Genomic DNA, 19,979 nt, shown 5'->3' with positions numbered 1-19,979 from the left:
ATCGAAGCTTAAGGAATCATCGTTGGCGCTGATCTCGGGTGCGGGGTCAGGATAGCCGCATGACCTACCTGACCCCGCGGGTCGCCCTGATCGGCGACCGCTCCCCCGCCGTCCGCTCGCACGCCCGGATCCCGGGGCTGCTGGACGCCCTCGCCGAGCACGAGCACCTCGTCCTGGACGCCTACTGGATCCCCACCGGGGACGCCGCCGCGCCCGGCGCCCTGGACGGCTTCGACGCGGTCTGGCTGCTGCCCGGCAGCCCCTACCGCAGCGAGGCGGGCGCGCTGGCCGCCGTCCGGACCGCCCGCGAGCGCGGCATCCCCTTCCTCGGCACCTGCGCCGGGTTCCAGCACGCGGTGCTGGAGTACGCCCGCAACGTCTGCGGCCTGGCCGGCGCCGTCCACGGCGAGCAGCGGCCGGACGGGGAGCACCGGGTGATCGCCCCGCTGGCCTGCTCGCTGGTCGGCCACGAGGGGGCCGTCACGGTCACCCCCGGCAGCCTCGCCGAACGGGTCCTCGGCGCCACCCGCACCCTGGAGCGCTACCACTGCGCGTACGGGCTCAACAGCGCCTACCTGGACCGGCTGTCCGCGCACGGCCTGCGGTTCAGCGGCGCGGACGAGACCGGCGAGGTGCGCGTCCTGGAGCTGCCCGGCCACCCGTTCTTCCTGGCCTCGCTGTTCCAGCCGGAACTGGCCGGCGACGGCACCCGGGCGCACCCGATGATCCGCGCCCTGGCCGGGGCCGCCGTGGCCCACGCGGACGCCGTGGCCCCGGTGGCGAGCGCCTGACCCCGGACGGGCCCGCGGGGCGCCCGACCCGGCCTCACATCGGCAGGGACCGCAGCCGCACCGGCCCCTCCGGCCATCCGGCTCCCGCCACCAGCGGCGCCCACATGGTGCGCAGCGGCATCTCCGCCAGCCGTCCCTCCGGCTGTTCCACCGTCACCTCCTGCGCCACCTCCCGGAAGCCGAGCCCCCGGTAGTACGCGGCCAGCGGCGGGCGGCAGAACAGCAGGGCGTACCGGTGGCCGAGCGTGCGGGCGTGGTCGAGGGCGGCCCCGACCACGGTCCGCGCGAGGCCGCCGTGCCGCCGGTCGGGCGCGACGCAGACCCCGCCGACACCCATCACGGCCAGGTCGGTGCCGCCCGCGGTGAGCGGCAGCGGCAGCAGCCCGGTGTGGGCGACGAGCCGGCCGTCGGCGGCCCGGACGCCGAAGTGGATCTCCTTGGGCAGGAAGGCCAGCCCGGTGTACGCGACGCCGTACGGGTCGTCGCCGGGGCCGAGGATCTCCTCCTGCTCGGCGCGGCCGTACCGCGCGAGCCGTTCGACCACCGGCGCCCCGGCGAGCTGCGGCAGGGGTTCGGGCTCGGTCCCGGATCCGTCGGGCTCGGGTTCGCGTTCGGGTTCGAGCTCGGGCGAGAAACGATCATTCATCCCGCCATGCTCCCCTCCCGGCAGGGCCGTTCACCAGCCCTTTCCCGGCCACTCGGTCCGGCGGCCGTCGACATGACCGGGTCAACGAACCAGGTCCGACGTCCGTCGGCACTCCCGGTCCGACGGCCGTCGGCACGCCCGGACCGGCACGCCCGGACCGGCGCCCCCGAACCGGCGTCAGGCCGCCGCGCGCCGCGCCAGCTCCGCCCAGACCGCGTCCACCCGCGTCTCCAGCTCCGCCAGCCCGCCGCCGTTGTCGATCACCAGGTCCGCGATCGCCAGCCGGTCCTCCCGGGTGGCCTGCGCGGCCATCCGGGCCCGGGCCTCCTCCTCGGCCATCCCGCGCAGCCGCACCAGCCGGTCCAGCCGCACCTCGTCGGCCGCGTCCACCACCACGACCAGGTCGAACAGCGGCGCCAGGCCGTTCTCGGCCAGCAGCGGCACGTCGTGCACCACGACCGCGTCCGGCGCGGCCGCCGCCTCCAACTCGGCGGAGCGGGCCCGCACCAGCGGGTGGACGATCGCGTTCAGCGCCTTCAGCCGCTCCGGGTCGGCGAACACGACCGCCCCGAGCGCCGGACGGTCCAGCGCGCCGTCCGCCCGCAGCACCCCCGGTCCGAACTCGGCGACCACGGCCGCCAGACCGTCCGTCCCAGGGGCGACCACCTCACGGGCGATCACGTCGGAGTCCACGATCACCGCGCCGCGCGCGGCGAACAGCCGGGACACCTCGCTCTTGCCCGCGCCGATGCCACCCGTCAGTCCGATCTTCAGCATGGCGTCAGGCTACCGGCGCGGTACCGGCGGCGTCAGCGCGGGTTCTCGACGCGATCCGTCGACGCGGTCCCGCCCACGCGAACCCGCCCCTCAGCCCAGTTCCAGGCTCTCGCCCTCCCCCAGCACCGCCAGCTCCGCCCCCGTCCCCGGCCCCTCCGGCCCGACCAGCCGGGTCTGCACGGCGATCCCGACCGGGCTGAGCACCGCCTCGTGCACCGGCACCGCCCGGCGCGGCCCGGCCTCCCGGACGTAGTCGACCACCTCGGAGGCCTTGCTCCAGGGCGCCGCGAGCGGCAGCAGCAGGGTGTCCACCGCGTGCGGCGGCACGGTGAACGCGTCGCCGGGGTGGAACAGCCGGCCGTCGAAGAGGAAGCCGATGTTCCGCACCCGCGGGATGTCCCGGTGGATCTCCGCGTGCCACTCGCCGTGCACCGAGACGCCGAGCCCGCCGATCTCGAAGGCGTCGCCCTCGCCGACCACGCCGATCCGCTGCGCCACGCCCTCCAGCTGGGCGGCGACGGCCGTGTTGGTCCACACCCGCAGCGCCGGGTCGGCCGCCAGCGCGGCGCGCAGCCGGGACTCCTCGAAGTGGTCCATGTGCTCGTGGGTGATCAGGACGGCGTCCGCCCCGGCCAGTGCGGCGGGGTCGGTGAACGCCCCCGGGTCGACGACGACGGTGGTGTCCCCGTGCTCGACGCGTACGCAGGCGTGTCCGAACTTGGTGATTCGCATGCCGAAACCATACAGCAAGGCTGTACAGCAGTGCTGTACGAATTCCCGATAGACTCCTCCCATGACCAGCCAAGCCCCCCGCCCGGACACCCTGGAACTCGCCGCCGACCTGCGCGCCGCCCTCGGCAGCCTGGTCCGCTCCCTGCGCGGCGGCGACGAACTCCCGCAGAACCAGGCCGCCGTCCTCGGCCTGCTGGTCCGCGACGGGCGCACCTGCACGGTCGCCGAACTCGCCGCACTCCAGCGGGTCCGCCACCAGTCGATGGCCCGCACCGTCGCCCTGATGACCGAGGCCGGACTGGTCACCCAGCAGCCCCACCCCACCGACGGCCGCAAGCTGCTGGTCACCGCCACCGAGGCCGGCCGCACCGCGCTGTTCGACCAGCGCACCCGCCGCGAACACCTGATCGCCACCGCCATCGAGTCCCGCCTCAGCCCCGAGGAACAGCGCCTCCTGCACGCCGCCGTCCCCCTGCTGCGCCGCCTGCCCTGACCTCACCCGCCCCCGCGCCGACGGGTCTCCGGCCCCCTGCTAGGGTCCGGGGCCGTGACGGACCGGGCAGAGCAGCAGCACCAGGCCATGCGCGAGCACTTCCACCGCGCCGCCCACCGGCGGGGGTTCACCCTCTCCCCGGCCCAGGAGGCGGCGGCCGAGCGCCTCGGCCGGCTCGCCGGCGAACTGGCCCGCCCCGCCTGGCGGTTGCGCCGCCCACCGCGCCACCTCTACCTGTGGGGCCCGGTCGGCCGCGGCAAGAGCTGGCTCGTGGACACCTTCCTGGACGGCCTGCCCACCCCGCACAAACGGCGGCTGCACTTCCACGACTTCTTCCGCCGCCTGCACGAGGGGGTCGCCCAGCACGACACCGCCCCTCGGCGGTCCGCGCGCGACGGCGCCGCCGTCGACCGCGCCGTGGACGACCTGCTCGGCGACTGCCGGATCCTGGTCTTCGACGAGTTCCACGCCCACGACGCCGGCGACGCGATGCTCGTCGCCCGCCTCTTCCGCACCCTGCTGGACCGCCGGATCACCCTGGTCACCACGTCCAACTACCCGCCCGCCGGCCTCATGCCCGACCCGCTCTACCACCACCTCTTCGAGCCGACGATCCGGCTCATCGAGGAACGGATGGACGTCCTCGACGTCGCCGGCCCGGTCGACTTCCGCCGACCGGCCCAGGACCGACCGACCCAGGACCGACCGACCCAGGACCGACCGGTCCAGGACCAGCCCCCGCGCGACCAGCCCCCGCGCGACCTGCGCTTCGCCACCGGCGCCGTCCTGCGCCCCGGCCAGGAGGCGGCCGCCGGCCTTACCCCGCCCGGCCCCGGGGAGGCCGCCCCGGTGACCGCCCACCACCGCGAACTGCCCGCCCGCGCCGTACGCGAAGGAGCGGGCGAGGCCGAGGGCCTGGTCTGGTTCGGCTTCGACGCGCTCTGCGAGGGCCGCACCGCCGTCCCCGACTACCTGGCGCTCGCCGAACGCTTCCCCACCCTCGTCCTGGACGGCGTGCCGCCGCTCACCGAAGCCAGCGCGGACGGCCGCCAGCGCTTCGCCAACCTGGTGGACGTCTGCTGCGACCGCGACGTCCGGCTGGTCCTGATCGGCGCCGACCCGATGACCGGCCTGGACCCCGGCTCCCCGCTCCAGCGCGACCTGGACCGCACCGCCAGCCGCCTCGCCCTGCTCCGGCAGCCCTCGACCACGCCGTCACACCCGTCGGCCACGCCGTAGCGCCCGTCCGCGCGCGGCGGCGGCCGCCCCGGGGAAGCCGCTACGCCGCCCCGACCAGCGGCTTGACCGCCCGCGGGGCCGGGATCGCCGCCGGCTCGATCTCCGGCAGCTCGACGTGCTCGCTCAGCCCGAACCGCCGGTGCAGCCGCCGCAGCGGGGCGGGCGCCCACCAGTTGAACTCGCCGAACAGGCTCATCGCGGCGGGCACCAGCAGGCACCGCACCAGGGTGGCGTCCACCGCCACGGCGACGGCCAGCGCGATGCCCATCTGCTTGACCATCAGCATGTCCCCGAGCGCGAAGCCGGCGAAGACGATCACCATCAGCAGCGCCGCCGAGGTGATGATCCGACCGCTGCGCTGCAGGCCCAGCTCCACCGCCCGGGTACAGCTGTGGCCCTTGTCCCGCAGCTCCTTGATCCGGGCGAGCAGGAACACCTCGTAGTCCATCGACAGCCCGAAGGCGAAGGCGAAGACCAGCACCGGGATGAAGGTCTCCAGCCCGCCGGTCGGGCTGAACCCGAGCAGCCCGCTGAACCAGCCGTCCTGGAACACCAGGGTGAGCGCGCCGAGCGAGGCACCCAGCGAGAGCAGGTTCATCAGCAGCGCCTTGACCGGCATCACCACCGAGCCGGTCATCAGGAAGAGCAGCACCAGCGTGCCGACCGCGACCAGGCCGAGCGCCCACGGTCCGCGCGAGAGCAGTTCGTCCTGGAAGTCCACCACCGAGGCCGCGCCGCCGGTGACGTAGGTGGTCAGCCCGCCGCGGTCGGCCCGCAGCTCCTTCACCACCTGCTCGGCCTGCGCGCCCTGCGGGTCCCCGTGCACCAGCACGTCGACCGTGGAGACGGCGTCGCTCACCGGCGACACGGCCCGCACCCCGCTCACCCCGGGCAGCTTCGCGACCACCTCGTCCGCGTACGCCTGCGCCACCGGCGCCCCGCCCTCGACCACCACCGTGACCGGCGCGGCGGAGGCCTGCGGGAAGCGCTGGTCGATCGTCTCGGCGACCTGCCGCCCGGCCGAGGAGGCGGGCAGCACCGCGGCTCCGGAGCTGCGCATGTCGGCGTGCAGGAACGGCGCCCCGGCCGCCATCAGCAGCGCCACCGAGGCGAGCGCGACCACGACCGCCCGCTTGCGCACCCGGCGCACGGTCCGGCTGAAGAACCCCTCGTCCGCCACGGGCGCGGCCGGCGCCTTGATCCGCGCCCCGGCGAAGCCGAGCAGGGCGGGGACCAGGGTCAGCGCGGCGGCGACGGCGATCACCACCACGCTCACCCCGGCCGCGGCCACCGCGCCGAGCACCGGGCTGGTGAAGACGAACAGGCCCGAGAGCGCGACGGCGACGGTCAGCCCGGAGAAGGCCACGGTGCGCCCGGCGGTCGCCGCGGTCCGTTCGACGGCGGCGGCGATGCCCGCGCCGTGGCCGCGCTCCTCGCGGAAACGATTCACCATGAGCAGCGCGTAGTCGATCGAGAGCCCGAGCCCCAGCACCGTGGCGATCGGCAGCACGCTCGTGTCGATGTCCATGATCTTGCTGAACCCGAACATGGCCAGCAGCGCGCCGCCCACCGAGGCGACCGCCCCGATCGCCGGCAGCGAGGCCGCCGCCAGCCCGCCGAAGACCAGCACCATGACGATCAGCGTCAGCGGCAGCGTCACCAGCTCGCCGAACCGGGTGTCCCGCTCGGTCTGCTTCTTGACCTCCTGCTGGAGCACCAGGTCCCCGCCGACCGTGACGTGCGCGCCGCCCGTCCCGTCCAACGCGCCGAGCCGCTGGGTGACGGCGTCGGTCTGGACGGTGGTCGCGGTGTCGGCCATCCGGACGGTGACCAGGCTCGCCGTCCCGTCGGCGGAGCGCAGCGCGGCCGGTGCCGGGCCGGTGCCGTACGCGTCGAGCGCGGAGGAGACCCCGGGCAGTGCGGCGATCTCGGCGGTGGCCTTCTCGACGGCGGCCCTGACCGCCGGATCGTCCACCGGCCTGCCGTCCACCACGGCGGTGACGGTGCCCTTGGCCGGGTCGGCCGCGGTGACCACCGCGCTGCCCCGGTCGGCCTCGGCGGTGGCGGAGGAGGCCCCGGCCACCGAGCCCTCGAAGACCCGGCCCCCGATCAGGACGCCGGCCACCAGGACGACGGCCCACAGGCCGAGCACCCAGCGGCGGTGGCGGAAGCAGAACCGGCCGACGGCCGCGAGCCGGCCGCCCACGACGGTGGGGGGGGCGGAAGAGGGGTTGCGCATGAAGGAGCCTTTCGGGCAGCTCCCCTCAATGTAGGTGCAACCAGAAGTTCGTCCTATAGACGGGCAATGAGCCTCATCTCACATTTACCTTCACATAAAGAACACATCAGTTGCAAAAGGCAAAAGTCATTGCGGAAAACGAAATGGGCCCCACCCGGAAATTCCGGGTGGGGCCCACCGTCTAGCTATCGGCTAGCGGGAAGCGAGAGCCTCAGCTCTGGCCGCCGGCCAGCTTCTCGCGCAGGGCGGCCAGGGCCTCGTCGGAGGCCAGGGCGCCCGAGCCCTCGTCGCTGCTGGACGAGTAGGAACCACCGGCGGCAGCGGCGACGGCGTCGCCACCCTCCTCGGCGGCCTGGGCGTCGGCCTCGCGGCTCTTGATGACCTGGGCCTGGTGCTGCTCGAAGCGGGCCTGGGCCTCGGCGTACTGCCGCTCCCACTCCTCGCGCTGCTTCTCGAAGCCGGGCAGCCAGTCGTTCGCCTCGGGGTCGAAGCCCTCCGGGTAGATGTAGTTGCCCTGGTCGTCGTACGAGGCGGCCATGCCGTACAGGGTCGGGTCGAACTCGACCTCGGCCGGGTTGGCACCCAGGGCCTCGTTGGCCTGCTTGAGCGACAGGCTGATGCGGCGACGCTCGAGGTCGATGTCGATGACCTTGACGAAGATCTCGTCGCCGACCTGGACGACCTGCTCCGGGATCTCGACGTGGCGCTCGGCCAGCTCGGAGATGTGGACCAGACCCTCGATGCCCTCGTCCACGCGGACGAACGCACCGAACGGAACCAGCTTGGTGACCTTACCCGGAACGACCTGGCCGATCTGGTGGGTACGGGCGAACTGCTGCCACGGGTCCTCCTGGGTCGCCTTCAGCGACAGGGAGACGCGCTCGCGGTCCATGTCGACGTCGAGGACCTCGACGGTGACCTCCTGGCCGACCTCGACAACCTCGGACGGGTGGTCGATGTGCTTCCAGGACAGCTCGGAGACGTGCACGAGGCCGTCGACGCCACCCAGGTCCACGAAGGCACCGAAGTTGACGATCGAGGAGACGACGCCGGAGCGCACCTGGCCCTTCTGCAGGGTGGTGAGGAAGGTCTGGCGGACCTCGCTCTGGGTCTGCTCCAGCCAGGCACGGCGGGACAGGACCACGTTGTTGCGGTTCTTGTCCAGCTCGATGATCTTGGCCTCGAGCTCCTTGCCCACGTAGGGCTGGAGGTCGCGGACGCGACGCATCTCGACGAGCGAGGCGGGGAGGAAGCCGCGGAGGCCGATGTCGAGGATGAGACCACCCTTGACGACCTCGATGACGGTACCGGTGACGATGCCGTCCTCTTCCTTGATCTTCTCGATCGTGCCCCAGGCACGCTCGTACTGAGCGCGCTTCTTGGACAGGATGAGACGACCCTCCTTGTCCTCCTTCTGGAGAACCAGGGCCTCGATGTTGTCACCGACGGCGACGACCTCGTGCGGGTCAACGTCGTGCTTGATCGAGAGCTCGCGGGACGGGATGACGCCCTCGGTCTTGTAACCGATGTCGAGGAGGACCTCGTCACGGTCGACCTTCACGATGACGCCCTCGACGATGTCGCCATCGTTGAAGTACTTGATGGTCTCGTCGATGGCGGCGAGGAAGGCCTCCGCGTCGCCGATGTCGTTGACCGCGACCTGCGGGGTGGTGCTGAGGGAGGAGTCGGTGGGGCTCGTCATTAGGAAAAGGGCTCCGGTACGGACATGAAAGTCGTAGGTAATGCCACGCGGAGGGCCCGTATCGCTCCCACCGAAAGCCGGACAGCCAAGAACACGGCGCACCGAAATTCCCGTACAACGAGAACCGGCGTCCGTCTTGCGACCGTGGGGTCTTCGACAGATGCGAGCGCGACCTGCTCCGTCCGAGGCGCGCAGGCCCGCAGCGCAACTTGTAGCATACGGGGACGGCCAGGCACGGTCAATGCCGAAGGACGGCAAGACGGTGGAGCCCGGTACGGATCAGGCCATATCCTCCGAATGCGCGCCTCTCGGCGGCGCCCGAAGGGGCCTTGTCCCCGGATGCCACCGCCAGGAGCCGGACCCTCACGGGCCGGTTCGCGGCAGCGGCGCTTCCGCACTCCATACCCTACGCGATGGGCATTGTCACCGTGGCCACCACCCCCCAGCCGGACCTGCACGATCTTGACACCTCCGCCGGGCGTGTCGAGGAGGAGGACGGCGACGACGCGATCCGCCGGGAGGCCGGCACCGGTGAGAGCAGCCGGGCCAGCCGGCACTGGTGGGACCGCAACGCCGACGAGTACCAGGACGAGCACGGCGAGTTCCTCGGCGACGACCGCTTCACCTGGTGCCCCGAGGGCCTGGACGAGGCCGACGCCCGGCTGCTCGGCGAGGTGGCCGGCCGGGACGTGCTGGAGATCGGCGCCGGCGCCGCCCAGTGCTCCCGCTGGCTGGCCGGGCGCGGCGCCCGCCCCGTCGCCCTGGACATCTCCTACCGCCAGCTCCAGCACTCCCGCCGGATCGACCTCGGCCGCGGCACCGAGCCCGTCGCCGTCGTCCAGGCCGACGCCGCCGTGCTGCCCTTCGCCGACGCCTCCTTCGACCTCGCCTGCTCCGCCTACGGCGCCGTCCCGTTCAGCGCCGACACCGCCGCGCTGATGCGCGAGGTGCACCGGGTGCTGCGGCCCGGCGGGCGCTGGGTGTTCTCGGTGACCCACCCGATCCGCTGGGCCTTCCCCGACGAACCCGGCGTCGAGGGCCTCACCGCGGTGTCCTCCTACTTCGACCGCACCCCGTACGTCGAGCAGGACGAGCAGGGGCGCGCCACCTACGTCGAGCACCACCGCACCCTCGGCGACCGGGTCCGCGAGCTCGTCGCCGCCGGCTTCCGGCTGGTGGACCTGGTCGAGCCCGAGTGGCCGGCCGGCCTGGAGCAGGAGTGGGGCGGCTGGTCCCCGCTGCGCGGACGGCTGATCCCCGGCACGGCGATCTTCGTCACCGAGCGGGGCTGACCTTGCCTCCGGTCCGGGGCGACCTGCCCGTCCGCACCGCCCTGCCCGCCCTGCACCGCGCGCTGGACGAGCACGGCACCGCCGTCCTCGCCGCGCCGCCCGGCACCGGCAAGACCACGCTGGTGCCGCTGGCGCTGGCCGGGCTGCTCGCCGACGGCCGGCCCGTGCGCCGGGTGCTGGTCGCCGAACCGCGCCGGCTCGCCGTCCGGGCCGCCGCCCGGCGGATGGCCTGGCTGCTCGGCTCCTCCGTGGGCCGCGAGGTCGGGTACACCGTGCGCGGCGAGCGGCGCGTCGGGCCGGAGACGGTGGTCGAGGTGGTCACCACCGGCGTGCTGCTGCAGCGGCTCCAGCGCGACCAGGAGCTGCCCGGGGTGGACGTGGTGGTGCTGGACGAGTGCCACGAACGGCACCTGGACGCCGACACGGCGCTCGCCTTCCTGCTGGACGTCCGGGCGGCGCTGCGGCCGGAGCTGGGGGTGGTCTGCGCCTCGGCGACCTCCGACACCGAGGCCTGGGCCGAACTGCTCGGCGGCGCCCCGGTGGTGGAGGCGCACGGGACCTCGCACCCGGTGGACGTGGTCTGGGCGCCGCCGCCGCGCGCCGTCCGGCCCGCGCACGGCACCCGGGTGGACCCGGCGCTGCTCGACCACGTGGCTTCGACCGTCCGGCGGGCGCTGAACGAGCGCGAGGGCGACGTGCTCTGCTTCCTGCCGGGCGTCGGCGAGATCGCCCGGGTCGCCGGGCAGCTGGGCGGCCTGTCGGTGGACGTCCTGCAGCTGCACGGGCGCGCCCCGCAGTCCGTCCAGGACGCGGCGCTCTCTCCCGGGGAGCAGCGGCGGGTGGTGCTGGCCACCGCCGTCGCCGAGTCCTCGCTCACCGTGCCGGGCGTCCGGGTCGTGGTGGACGCCGGGCTGGCCCGCGAACCGCGCACCGACCACGCCCGGGGGCTGGCCGGGCTGGTCACCGTCCGGGCCTCGCTCGCCGCCGCCCGCCAGCGGGCCGGCCGCGCGGGGCGCGAGGCCCCCGGCACCGTCTACCGCTGCTGGCACGAGGCGGAGGACGCCCGCGCCGCGCGGTTCCCCACCCCGGAGATCGCGCTCGCCGACCTCACGTCGTTCGCTCTCCAGGCCGCCTGCTGGGGCGACCCGGACGCCACCGGCCTCGCCCTGCCCGACGCGCCCCCGGCGGGCGCGATGGCCGCCGCCCGGCAGACGCTGCTCGCCCTCGGGGCGGTCTCCTCGGACGGGCGGGCCACGGCGCGGGGCGTCCGGCTCGCCCGCACGGGGCTGCACCCCCGGCTGGGGCGCGCCCTGGTCGACGGTGCTCCGGCGGTCGGCGCGCGGCGGGCGGCCGAGGTGGTCGCGCTGCTCTCGGAGGAGCCGCCGCGGGCGCTGGGGGACGACCTCGGGGTGGTGTGGCGGACGGTTCGTTCCTCCAAGGACCCCTACGCGGGCCGCTGGCGCGACGAAGTCCGCCGCCTGCTCCGCGCCGCCTCCGACGAGCCGGTCACCCAGCTCTCCGACGCGACCGCCGCCGGGCTCGTCGTGGCGCTCGCCTTCCCCGAGCGGATCGCCCGCGCCCGCGTCGAACGGCCCGCCCCGGGCGAGCGCAGCCCGTACCTGATGGCCTCCGGCACGGCCGCTGAGCTCGCTCCGGACACCCGGCTCGGCGCCGTGCCCTGGCTCGCCGTCGCGGTCGCCGACCGCCCGGCGGGCTCGCACTCGGCGCGGGTGCTGCACGCGGCGGCGCTGGACGAGGCCACCGCGCTGCTCGCCGGTGCGGCGCTGCTCGACGGTCGCGAGGAGGTCCACTGGGACACCCGGCGGGGCGAGGTCGTCTCGCGCCGGGTGGAGTCGCTGGGCGCGATCGAGCTCGCCGAGAAGCCGCTGACCCGCCCTGATCCCGCCTTGGTCCGCACCGCCCTCCTCGAAGGCCTCGCGCGCGAGGGCGTCAGCACGCTGCTGAGCTTCCCGTCCAACCTGCGCGAGCGTCTGGCCTTCCTGCACGCCGCCATCGGCGCCCCCTGGCCCGACGTCAGCGACGAGGCTCTGCTGGAGCGCGCCGAGGAGTGGCTGGAGCCCGAACTCTCCCGCGCCCGCCGCCGCACCGACCTGGCCCGCATTGACACGACGTCCGCCCTCCAGCGCCTACTGCCGTGGTCCACCGGCGACGCCGCTCGCCTGGACGAGTTGGCCCCCGAACGCATCACCGTGCCGTCAGGTTCGAAGATACGAGTCGACTACAGCACCGAACACCCGGTGCTGGCGGTCAAGTTGCAGGAACTCTTCGGCTGGAAGGCTGCCCCCGCCCTGGCCGGAGGCCGCATACCGTTGACCATCCACCTCCTCTCCCCCGCCGGCCGCACCGCCGCCGTCACCGGTGACCTGGAGAGCTTCTGGCGCGAGGGCTACCGAGCCGTCCGAGCGGATTTGAGGGGCCGCTACCCCCGCCACCCCTGGCCCGAAGACCCGACCACGGCAGAGCCGACGAGACGCACCAACGCCCGGAAGTAGGGCGTCGGTCCCAGCCGGTCGTGACGACAGGCAGAGCGACGAAGGCCGAACCGTCCACCTCGTCGGAAGCAGGGCAGCCGGGCCGCCGGGCCGAGCCGGTCAGGAACGCTGAACGAGTCGATGCGGGCCGAGGAAGTAGGACAGGGCGGCGTGCGACGGCCCGTCCGGGACCCCGCCGCTCGTCAGCAGCTTCACCACCTCGCTTTCCGGTACCCACTCCACACGGCTCGCCTCGGACACGTCCTCGGGTTCGCCGATCCGGGTGCAGCCGGTGACGTGGTAGGCGTGGAAGTGCGCGTCGCCGATGCCGGCCATGGCGTCGTACTCGGTCAGCAGCTCCACCCGGCCGGGGCGCCACCCGGTCTCCTCCTCGACCTCCCGGGCGACGGCCGCCGCCGGTTCCTCGCCGGGCTCGACCCATCCGGCCGGCACCTCCCAGCCCCAGTGGCCGGTGATGAACCGGTGCCGGTAGAGGAGGAGGAATTCGCCGGCCCCGTTGGTGACGACGGCGGTGGTCGAGGAGCGGGGGTAGCGGAGAACGTGGTGGTCGATCCGGCCGACACCGGGGATGTCGACGTCGTCGAGCCAGAGTTCGACCCATGGGCTCCCGTACACCTGCCGCCGCCCGAACACCTGCCATTCCACGAGGAGCCTCCTTCAGACGCGCATCAGTTGCGCCCCGACTCTCCCACGCGTGACGGAGTCCGGCCGCTACGGGAGCCTGTCACCAGGGCACGGTTCCACCGTCGTCGAAGAATCCGCCGGTCGGCCCGTCGTCGGGCAGGGTCGCGAGGCGAATCGCGATCGCCGCGCCCTGCTGGGGAGTGCGGACGCCCTGGAAGCCGTTGAGGTCGGTGGCGGTGTAGCCGGGGCAGCCGGAGTTGATCAGGATGTCGGTGTCGCTCAGTTCCTTGGCGTACTGGACGGTGACGGCGTTGAGGAAGGTCTTGGACGCCAAGTACGCGGCGGGCACCAGGCCCATGTCGATGCCGGGCGTGGTCTGCAGGGTGAGCGAGCCGACGCTGCTGGACATGTTCACGATCCGCGGCGCTGCCGAGCCGCGCAGCATGGGCAGCATCGCGTTGGTGACGCGGATGACCCCGATCACGTTGGTTTCCACGACGACTCGTACGGTCTCCGGATCGACCGTGGTGGGCGTCTGCGGCATGCCACCGGTGATCGCGGCGTTGTTGACCAGGACGTCGAGCCCTCCGGCCCGGTCGGCGATCAACTCGGCCGCGGCGGCCACACTCGCGTCGTCCGCCACATCGAGCGGAACGCCGAACGCGTCGGTCCCGGCGGCGCGCAGCTTCTCCACCGCGCTGTCGCGGCGCTGTTGATCCCGCGCGCCCACGCCGATTCGCCAGCCGAGGGCGCCCAGGCCCGCCGCGATCTCGTATCCGATTCCCTTGTTCGCGCCGGTCACCAGCGCGATCGTCTGTTCACTCATGTCGTCAAGCGTGGTGCGGACTCGGGTGGGACGTCCAAGACCGACTGGGTGGCCGGTGATACCGCACGGATATCGGTCGAGGTGGGCGCCGGATACGATGCCGCGGTGGAGACGCGGGAGCTGCGGTACTTCGTCGCCGTCGCCGAGGAGTTGCACTTCGGGCGGGCGGCGCAGCGGCTCGCCATGGCGCAACCACCGCTGTCGCGGGCGATCCAGCAGCTCGAGCGGCGGCTCGGAGTGGTGCTGCTGCACCGCACCGCTCGCGCGGTCGCCCTGACCGAGGCCGGATCGGTGCTTCTGCGGGAGGCCCGGGCCGCACTCGACGCGGTCGAGGCCGCCGAGCGCCGCACCCGCCGCGCGGCTGCCGAACGACCCGGTGTGGTGCTGGCCACGAAAGCCGGAGCATCCAGCGAACTGTTGTCGAAGCTGCTGGACGCCTACGCCGCCGAGCCCGGCGCGGTCGCCGTCGAGGTGATGCTGTGCGGGCCCGGCGAGCAGGAAGGGCTGCTGCGCGACGGGCGTGCCGACGTCGCTCTACTCCACCGGCCCTTCGACACGACGGCCGGACTCGACACCGAGGACCTGCACACCGAACAGCAGGTCGTGGTCCTGCCCGCGGGGCACCCCTTGGCCAACCGGCCCGAGCTGTCGATGGCCGAGGTCACCACCCTGACGGACCTGCCCCTGCCACGCTGGCCCCGACGGGACGGAAGGTATCCGGACGGCTCCGGCCCGCAGGTGCGCGACCACACCCAGCTGTTCCAACTGATCGCCCTCGGACGGGCCTGCGCGCTCGTGCCCGAGTCCCTCCGTGCCAACCTGCGCGACGCGCATGCGAGGGTGCCAGTGCCGGACGCACCGGCCGTCACGACCGTCATCGCCTGGCCCCCACACAGCAGATCCCAAGCCGTCGCCGACCTCGTCCGCACCGCGACACGCCTCTAGCTAGCGCACCGCGGGGATTGCCCCGGAGCGCCAGTCGGCCAGCCGCTTGCGGATGCTCGCCACCATCGGCAGTCCCTCGGTCTCGGCCGGGGCGAACCACGCGACCTCGTAGGACTCGTCGGACGCCCGCAGTTGTCCGCCGAGCGGGCGTCCGAGGAGGCAGATGGAGAACTCCTGGCGGACCTCGCCGTCGTCGTAGGCGAAGACGTGGCCGGGGTCGGTGTAGGTGCCGACGATCCCGGTGATCTCGACGTCGATCCCGGTCTCCTCGCGCGTCTCGCGGATGCCGCACCCGGCGAGCGACTCGCCGATCTCCATTTTCCCGCCGGGCAGGGCCCACATCCCGTTGTCCGTGCGGCGCTGGAGCAGAACGCGGCCCGCGTCGTCGACCACGACGACGGACGCGGCCGGGACCAGCGAGTTCGCCGCAGGAGCGTCCGGGTCGTCCTCGTAGTCACGCCTGGGCATGATCCACCACCTCCGTTACCGGTCCGGTCCACACGTCGCGCCCCTTTGCCCACAAGTCCTCGATGTGACAGGCGAAGCGATCGAACACGCCGTCGTCCTGCGACCGCCTGAAGTGCATCATCGGGGCGTCGTGGCCGATCCTACCGGGCAGCAGTGGCGTGACGATCATGTCGTCGTCGAAGCGGAAGACGCTGAGCGAAACGTGTGCGGTCTCATAGCGTGCCTCGATCGACGTGTCCCGCAGCTTGGCCAGTTCGGACAGGGTGACCTCGATCCGGGTCGACAAGGTCAGGGGGACGTCCTCCTCCAGCTCGCGCTGACGAGTGACCGGGTGTCCTGGCTCGCCAAGGATGAAGCGGGTCCGAACGCCGGCCGCTGCCTTCTGTCGAAGCAGGCTGCCGAAGTTCGCATGTTCCAGCCACAGGAAGTAATTGGTGTACCCGGCGAACGTCAGCTCTCGGGTTGCCCCCCTTATCAACTGACGCCACAGCGTGGCGGGCGCTGCCGACCGGTACGGGTACATCTGCACCAGCTCCCGGTCCGGGCCCGACTTCACGAGCTGCTGCACGGATGGCCAGAGCACGGCTTCCTCCTCACCGAGAGCCCGACTGGCCGCTGTGCGGTGCCGGGCGTGGGGCTCACGCGACGGGTTCGCGAGCCACCTGTCGACGGTTTTGGGGTCGACACCGCACACACGCGCGAGCTTGGACGAGGTCATGTTGGCACGGGCCATTGCGTCACGGAGTGGGCTGTTCACCGGCTGGCCTTCCACGTTAGGGACGTTTCAAGGTCTACCAGCCAGACGTCCTAAATGTCCTGCAAACGCGGTATGACGTCCCGTCGGACTGCCCGACGATTCGAGCGTGACAGATGCCGCGCCACCCACCTGGGTCGAGAACCGGCCGGAGCCTGAATTCACGGATACCAGTTCGGCACGGCAATTCCTCCGATAAACATCCAATCTTTATTACCAAGCCGATAAATGGCGCCATATCAGTCACGCGAAGCGTGATTTCGCGCTCCTTCGCAATCCCCCTCTTCGCTCCCGCCGAGGTCTCCCCCATGCTCACTGCCCGCCGCCCCCGCATGTTCGTCGCGCGCCTCGACTCCCGCGCCGAATCCACCCCCCTGGCCCGGTACTTGCTCCGGGCCTACCTCTCCGGGCTGCCCTACGGGGAGCGCTACCGCGACACCGCCGAGCTCCTCCTCGGCGAACTCTTCGCCAACGCCGTCCAGCACTCCGACGCCCCCGACGACCGCCGCATCGAGATCCGCTTCTCCCTCCCCGACACCCGCCTCCGCATCGAAGTCCACGACGCCGCCAGCGGCCACCCCGCCCTCCACACCGCCACCCCCGACGACGAGCACGGACGCGGCCTCTTCCTCGTCAACGAGCTCGCCGAACGCTGGGGCTGTGCCTCCCGCCCCGGCGGCATCGGCAAGTTCGTCTGGGCCCTCATCGCCCCCTCCACCACCCTCGCCTGAGAGCCCCATCCGCCATGCACCTCACCACCCTCGCCGGCCACGCCCTCTCCCGAGGCCGCACCCCCGCCGACACCTACGCCCTCCTCGCCCGCCGCACCCACAAGCCCCTCCCCTCCGCCCGCGCCGTCTGCCTCGCCCTCCACATCCCCCTCGCCGAAACCACCCGCCGCCTCAACGACTGCTACGACGCCCTCCTCGCCAACCCCCGCACGGGCTCCGAGACCGACACCGGCGAACTCCTCGAAGCCCTCGGCGTCTTCGACATCCCCAAGTCCCTCACCGACACCGAACTCACCGTGGTTTCTCTCTTCCTCACCGCTGTCGACGCCATGGGCGGCATCCGCGCCGGCCACCAGCACGGCCTCCAGCGCTGGTTCACCACCGGCAACCTCACCGCCGCCTACCTCTCCCTCGCCGCAGCCCACCCCCTCCCCCGCACCGGCGACCCCGCCACCTACTGGACCACCCTCGTCACCGCCGGCGAACTCCTCACCACCACCCCCAACCCCGACACCCGCATCAAATACGCCCTCACCCACTGCCACGCCCAAGCCACCCAGACCTGACCCCCGCGCACCAGAAGTCGACCCCGCCGACTTCTCGTGCACTCCACCCCACCGCGCCACCGCGTGAGAACCGACAAACCGCCCCCACCCCGCCGAACAAGCTTCCGCCTCAACGACCGCTCCGGCCACGCGAATCCCTCCGTGCCACAGCCGGAGCGCCCCGAAAGCTCCCGCCCCCATCGGGGCGGGGTCGTAACAACTCGGTTCAACAGCCGTGTTGTTGAAGTGATCAGAAAATCCACCGACAAGAGGAGGACGTATGACGCGGACGCCCGTGCCGTGGGGCATCAGCAGGATGGGCCCCTACGCAACCACTGCCACGCTCCCGGCGTACACGCCCGTGATCGACCCCGAGACGCAGATCGCCGTCATCGTGGACGAGAGCGGCCGGACGGTCGAGCTCGGAAGCCACGGCACCAGCACCAGCGGTGTCACGCCCACCCACACCAGCCCCGGCGACGGCGCCAAGCCGGGTGGGGCCACCGACAGCGACGTCACCGAGACCTACGACCAGGACCAGAGCTCCGGCTGATGAACCACCAAGGCAGGTCGGTGCTGGTACTGACCAATGTCTCCGATGTGACAGCGGACGCGGTGCTGCGGCTGCTCGCCGAGCGCCGCGTTCCGGTGGTCCGTCTCGACCCCGGCACCGACCTGCACGCGGGTGCCTCGCTGACCGCCGCGTACCGTACGGGCAGTCAGCGGGGCACCCTCCGCACGTCGAGCCGCGAACTCGACCTCACGGCCGTTCGATCCGTCTGGGTCCGCAGGCCGTCGCCCTACCAGGGGCCGCCCCACCTCGACGGCCAGGAGCGCCGGTTCGCCGCCTCGCAGGCGTTCTGGGGAACGGGCGGCGTCCTGGCCTCCCTCCCTGGGGCGCACTACGTGAACCACCCCTGGCACAACCGGGCAGCGGAGCACAAGCCCGCTCAGCTCGCCACCGCACAGCGCTGCGGATTCCACGTGCCCGACACCCTGATCACCGACAACGCTGACGAAGCACGGGAGTTCACCGCCCGCCAAGCCGACGGCGCGGTCTACAAACCCGTGTGGAACACCCCGTACTCGGTCAGCGGGCACGCCCAGGCCGTCTGGGTCCGCGAAGTCCGCGACCACGAGATCACCGAGGCCGTGACGGCGTGTCCGCACATGTTCCAGGCCAGGGTTCCCAAGGCCTTCGACACCCGGCTGACCGCGGTCGGAGGCCGACTGTTCGCCGCCCGCATCGACAGCCCGGAGCTCGACTGGCGACACCGACAGGACCGGATGCGCTGCAGCCCGATCGACGTCCCCACGCCGGTCGCCGAGTCCGTCGCCCGCTATCTCGCCGCCTTCCAACTGACCTTCGGCGCCTTCGACTTCGCCGTCACCACCGAGGGCACGTGGTACTTCCTGGAGTGCAACCCCAACGGGCAATGGGCATGGCAGCCGACCGGGATCACCAACGGGATCGCCCTCGCGATCGCCGACCAACTGGAAAGGGTCCACGACCAATGACCGCATCCGACACGCTGCGCGCCGCCCTGGTCGACCGGCTCCGCGAGAGCGGCACGCTCACCGATCCGGCGTGGGGCGAGGCTGTCGCTGCCGTACCGCGCGAGTTGTTCGTCGGCGGCTACTTCGTACCGGTCGAGGGCAGCAGCCCGACCGGCTACCGTGCCGTGCGCCGTGGTGACGCCGGGTGGCTGGAGGGGGTCTACGCCGACCGGACCCTCATCACCCAACTCGACGGCCGCACCTGCCCGGAGGACGTCGGAGGGCAGCCGGTGACCGGCACGCCGACGTCGTCCTCCACCCTGCCCTCGCTCGTGCTGGGCATGTGGCAGCGGCTCGGTGCGGAGGTCGGTCACCGGGTGCTCGAAGTCGGCACCGGGACCGGCTACTCGACCGCCCTCGGCGCGCACCGCCTCGGCGCGGGGAACCTCACCAGCATCGAGTACGACCCCCGGGTCGCCGAACGCGCGGCCGCCGCCGTCCGGGCCGCCGGCTTCGCCCCGCGGCTCGTCACCGGCGACGGTCTCGGCGGGGATCCGAACGGCGGCGTCTTCGACCGGCTGATCGCGACGTGCTCGGTCCGGTACCTGCCGATGGCCTGGCTCCGCCAGGTGAGGCCGGGCGGCCGGATCCTGGCCACCCTGTCCGGGTGGAGCTACGCCAACGCCCTGGCACTGCTCGACGTGACCAGCCCCGGCGAGGCCACCGGCCGGTTCCTGCCCGGGTACACCAGCTTCATGATCGCCCGGCCCCACGACCGGCCGCCGCGCCCCGTCCTGGCCCTGCTCCCGGGAGCGGAGCGCGCGAGCCGGATCGACCCCGCGAAGCTCGACACCTGGACCGGGAGTTGGGTCGCACAGCTCGCGGCGCCCTCGGCCGAACGACTGGGGGCCGGCGGGCAGCAGATCCTCTCGGACGTGGCCACCGGATCGCAGGCCCGGACCATCCCCGACCCGGACGGCGGCTGGACGGTGGTCGAGCGCGGGCCGCTCCGCCTCTGGGACCAGGTGGAGACCGCCGTCGAGGCCTGGCAACGCGCGGGCGAACCGCCCCAGGACGCCTTCGGCATCACGGTCTCGACGGCGGGCCAGCGGGTCTGGCTCGGCGGCGAAGACGGCCCGGGCTGGAACCTGCCGGTCTGACCGAG

At 72.8% G+C, this 19,979-nt stretch carries 20 protein-coding genes; 11 read left to right on the top strand and 9 right to left on the bottom strand.

From position 1 onward, the window contains the following. Nucleotides 1-59 precede the first annotated feature (59 nt). Nucleotides 60-791 (top strand): hypothetical protein, encoded by a 732-nt coding sequence (locus ABZW03_RS04795; RefSeq protein WP_355252230.1) that lies wholly within the window; start codon nt 60-62, stop codon nt 789-791. A 34-nt stretch (nt 792-825) separates the two neighbouring features. Here ABZW03_RS04795 and ABZW03_RS04790 read toward each other — a convergent pair whose 3' ends face one another. The 3 genes from ABZW03_RS04790 to ABZW03_RS04780 all read right to left on the bottom strand — a co-directional run bounded on the left by ABZW03_RS04790 (nt 826) and on the right by ABZW03_RS04780 (nt 2,946). Continuing rightward, nucleotides 826-1,437: a GNAT family N-acetyltransferase gene (locus ABZW03_RS04790; RefSeq protein WP_355252228.1), complete on the bottom strand. Its 612-nt coding sequence runs from the start codon at nt 1,435-1,437 to the stop codon at nt 826-828. Nucleotides 1,438-1,614: 177 nt separating this feature from the next. After that, nucleotides 1,615-2,214: a dephospho-CoA kinase gene (gene coaE, locus ABZW03_RS04785; RefSeq protein ID WP_355252225.1), complete on the bottom strand. Its 600-nt coding sequence runs from the start codon at nt 2,212-2,214 to the stop codon at nt 1,615-1,617. 90 nt (nt 2,215-2,304) lie between these two features. Continuing rightward, complete coding sequence (locus tag ABZW03_RS04780; protein ID WP_355252222.1) at nt 2,305-2,946, bottom strand: MBL fold metallo-hydrolase; 642 nt, start codon at nt 2,944-2,946, stop codon at nt 2,305-2,307. A 61-nt stretch (nt 2,947-3,007) separates the two neighbouring features. On the opposite strand from ABZW03_RS04780, the gene ABZW03_RS04775 reads away from it, so the two are divergent. Together ABZW03_RS04775 and zapE are read left to right on the top strand one after the other, a co-directional pair. Further along, entirely contained in the window at nt 3,008-3,439 is a 432-nt protein-coding gene (locus tag ABZW03_RS04775) for a MarR family transcriptional regulator (protein WP_355252219.1), read from the top strand. A gap of 54 nt (nt 3,440-3,493) precedes the next feature. Then, entirely contained in the window at nt 3,494-4,678 is a 1,185-nt protein-coding gene (zapE, locus tag ABZW03_RS04770; RefSeq protein WP_355252216.1) for a cell division protein ZapE, read from the top strand. Nucleotides 4,679-4,718: 40 nt separating this feature from the next. Here the strand turns inward: zapE and ABZW03_RS04765 are convergent, their stop codons facing one another. Both ABZW03_RS04765 and rpsA read right to left on the bottom strand, forming a co-directional pair. Then, nucleotides 4,719-6,917 (bottom strand): MMPL family transporter, encoded by a 2,199-nt coding sequence (locus ABZW03_RS04765; protein WP_355252213.1) that lies wholly within the window; start codon nt 6,915-6,917, stop codon nt 4,719-4,721. A gap of 211 nt (nt 6,918-7,128) precedes the next feature. Beyond that, nucleotides 7,129-8,619: a 30S ribosomal protein S1 gene (gene rpsA / locus ABZW03_RS04760; protein ID WP_030061640.1), complete on the bottom strand. Its 1,491-nt coding sequence runs from the start codon at nt 8,617-8,619 to the stop codon at nt 7,129-7,131. 413 nt (nt 8,620-9,032) lie between these two features. Here rpsA and ABZW03_RS04755 point away from each other — a divergent pair, with 413 nt between their 5' ends. Together ABZW03_RS04755 and hrpB are read left to right on the top strand one after the other, a co-directional pair. Beyond that, nucleotides 9,033-9,911 (top strand): class I SAM-dependent methyltransferase, encoded by an 879-nt coding sequence (locus ABZW03_RS04755; protein WP_355252210.1) that lies wholly within the window; start codon nt 9,033-9,035, stop codon nt 9,909-9,911. A 2-nt stretch (nt 9,912-9,913) separates the two neighbouring features. Next, on the top strand, nt 9,914-12,424 hold the full coding sequence (gene hrpB / locus ABZW03_RS04750; RefSeq protein WP_355252207.1) for an ATP-dependent helicase HrpB: 2,511 nt from the start codon (nt 9,914-9,916) through the stop codon (nt 12,422-12,424). Nucleotides 12,425-12,523: 99 nt separating this feature from the next. On the opposite strand, the gene ABZW03_RS04745 is transcribed toward hrpB, so the two are convergent. Together ABZW03_RS04745 and ABZW03_RS04740 are read right to left on the bottom strand one after the other, a co-directional pair. Beyond that, nucleotides 12,524-13,069 carry an NUDIX hydrolase gene (locus ABZW03_RS04745; protein ID WP_355252204.1) on the bottom strand — a complete coding sequence of 182 codons (546 nt, stop codon included), beginning with the start codon at nt 13,067-13,069 and terminating at the stop codon, nt 12,524-12,526. Between the two features lie 79 nt (nt 13,070-13,148). After that, nucleotides 13,149-13,874 (bottom strand): SDR family NAD(P)-dependent oxidoreductase, encoded by a 726-nt coding sequence (locus ABZW03_RS04740; protein ID WP_355252201.1) that lies wholly within the window; start codon nt 13,872-13,874, stop codon nt 13,149-13,151. 105 nt (nt 13,875-13,979) lie between these two features. Here ABZW03_RS04740 and ABZW03_RS04735 point away from each other — a divergent pair, with 105 nt between their 5' ends. Continuing rightward, nucleotides 13,980-14,819 (top strand): LysR family transcriptional regulator, encoded by an 840-nt coding sequence (locus ABZW03_RS04735; RefSeq protein WP_355252198.1) that lies wholly within the window; start codon nt 13,980-13,982, stop codon nt 14,817-14,819. Here the strand turns inward: ABZW03_RS04735 and ABZW03_RS04730 are convergent, their stop codons facing one another. Together ABZW03_RS04730 and ABZW03_RS04725 are read right to left on the bottom strand one after the other, a co-directional pair. After that, the gene (locus ABZW03_RS04730; protein WP_355252196.1) at nt 14,820-15,287 is read right to left on the bottom strand and encodes an NUDIX domain-containing protein; all 468 of its coding nucleotides are present in this window, start codon (nt 15,285-15,287) and stop codon (nt 14,820-14,822) included. It abuts the gene before it with no gap. Further along, nucleotides 15,274-16,005, bottom strand: a complete 732-nt coding sequence (locus ABZW03_RS04725) for an XRE family transcriptional regulator (protein WP_355252193.1) — start codon at nt 16,003-16,005, stop codon at nt 15,274-15,276. The genes ABZW03_RS04730 and ABZW03_RS04725 overlap by 14 nt, the downstream gene beginning before the upstream one ends. 344 nt (nt 16,006-16,349) lie before the next feature. Here ABZW03_RS04725 and ABZW03_RS04720 point away from each other — a divergent pair, with 344 nt between their 5' ends. From ABZW03_RS04720 to tgmC, 5 genes are all read left to right on the top strand, one after another. Next, complete coding sequence (locus ABZW03_RS04720) at nt 16,350-16,772, top strand: ATP-binding protein (protein ID WP_355252190.1); 423 nt, start codon at nt 16,350-16,352, stop codon at nt 16,770-16,772. A 14-nt stretch (nt 16,773-16,786) separates the two neighbouring features. Continuing rightward, nucleotides 16,787-17,338 (top strand): hypothetical protein, encoded by a 552-nt coding sequence (locus tag ABZW03_RS04715; protein WP_355252188.1) that lies wholly within the window; start codon nt 16,787-16,789, stop codon nt 17,336-17,338. Between the two features lie 259 nt (nt 17,339-17,597). Then, complete coding sequence (tgmA, locus tag ABZW03_RS04710) at nt 17,598-17,870, top strand: putative ATP-grasp-modified RiPP (RefSeq protein WP_355252185.1); 273 nt, start codon at nt 17,598-17,600, stop codon at nt 17,868-17,870. Beyond that, nucleotides 17,870-18,835 (top strand): ATP-grasp ribosomal peptide maturase, encoded by a 966-nt coding sequence (tgmB, locus tag ABZW03_RS04705; protein ID WP_355252182.1) that lies wholly within the window; start codon nt 17,870-17,872, stop codon nt 18,833-18,835. The genes tgmA and tgmB overlap by 1 nt, the downstream gene beginning before the upstream one ends. Further along, nucleotides 18,832-19,974 carry an ATP-grasp peptide maturase system methyltransferase gene (tgmC, locus tag ABZW03_RS04700; protein WP_355252179.1) on the top strand — a complete coding sequence of 381 codons (1,143 nt, stop codon included), beginning with the start codon at nt 18,832-18,834 and terminating at the stop codon, nt 19,972-19,974. The genes tgmB and tgmC overlap by 4 nt, the downstream gene beginning before the upstream one ends. Nucleotides 19,975-19,979: the final 5 nt, after the last annotated feature.

The organism is Kitasatospora sp. NPDC004799 (assembly GCF_040609095.1).
Taxonomy (GTDB): Bacteria; Actinomycetota; Actinomycetes; order Streptomycetales; family Streptomycetaceae; genus Kitasatospora.
This window is presented reverse-complemented; position numbering and strand designations above follow the sequence as displayed.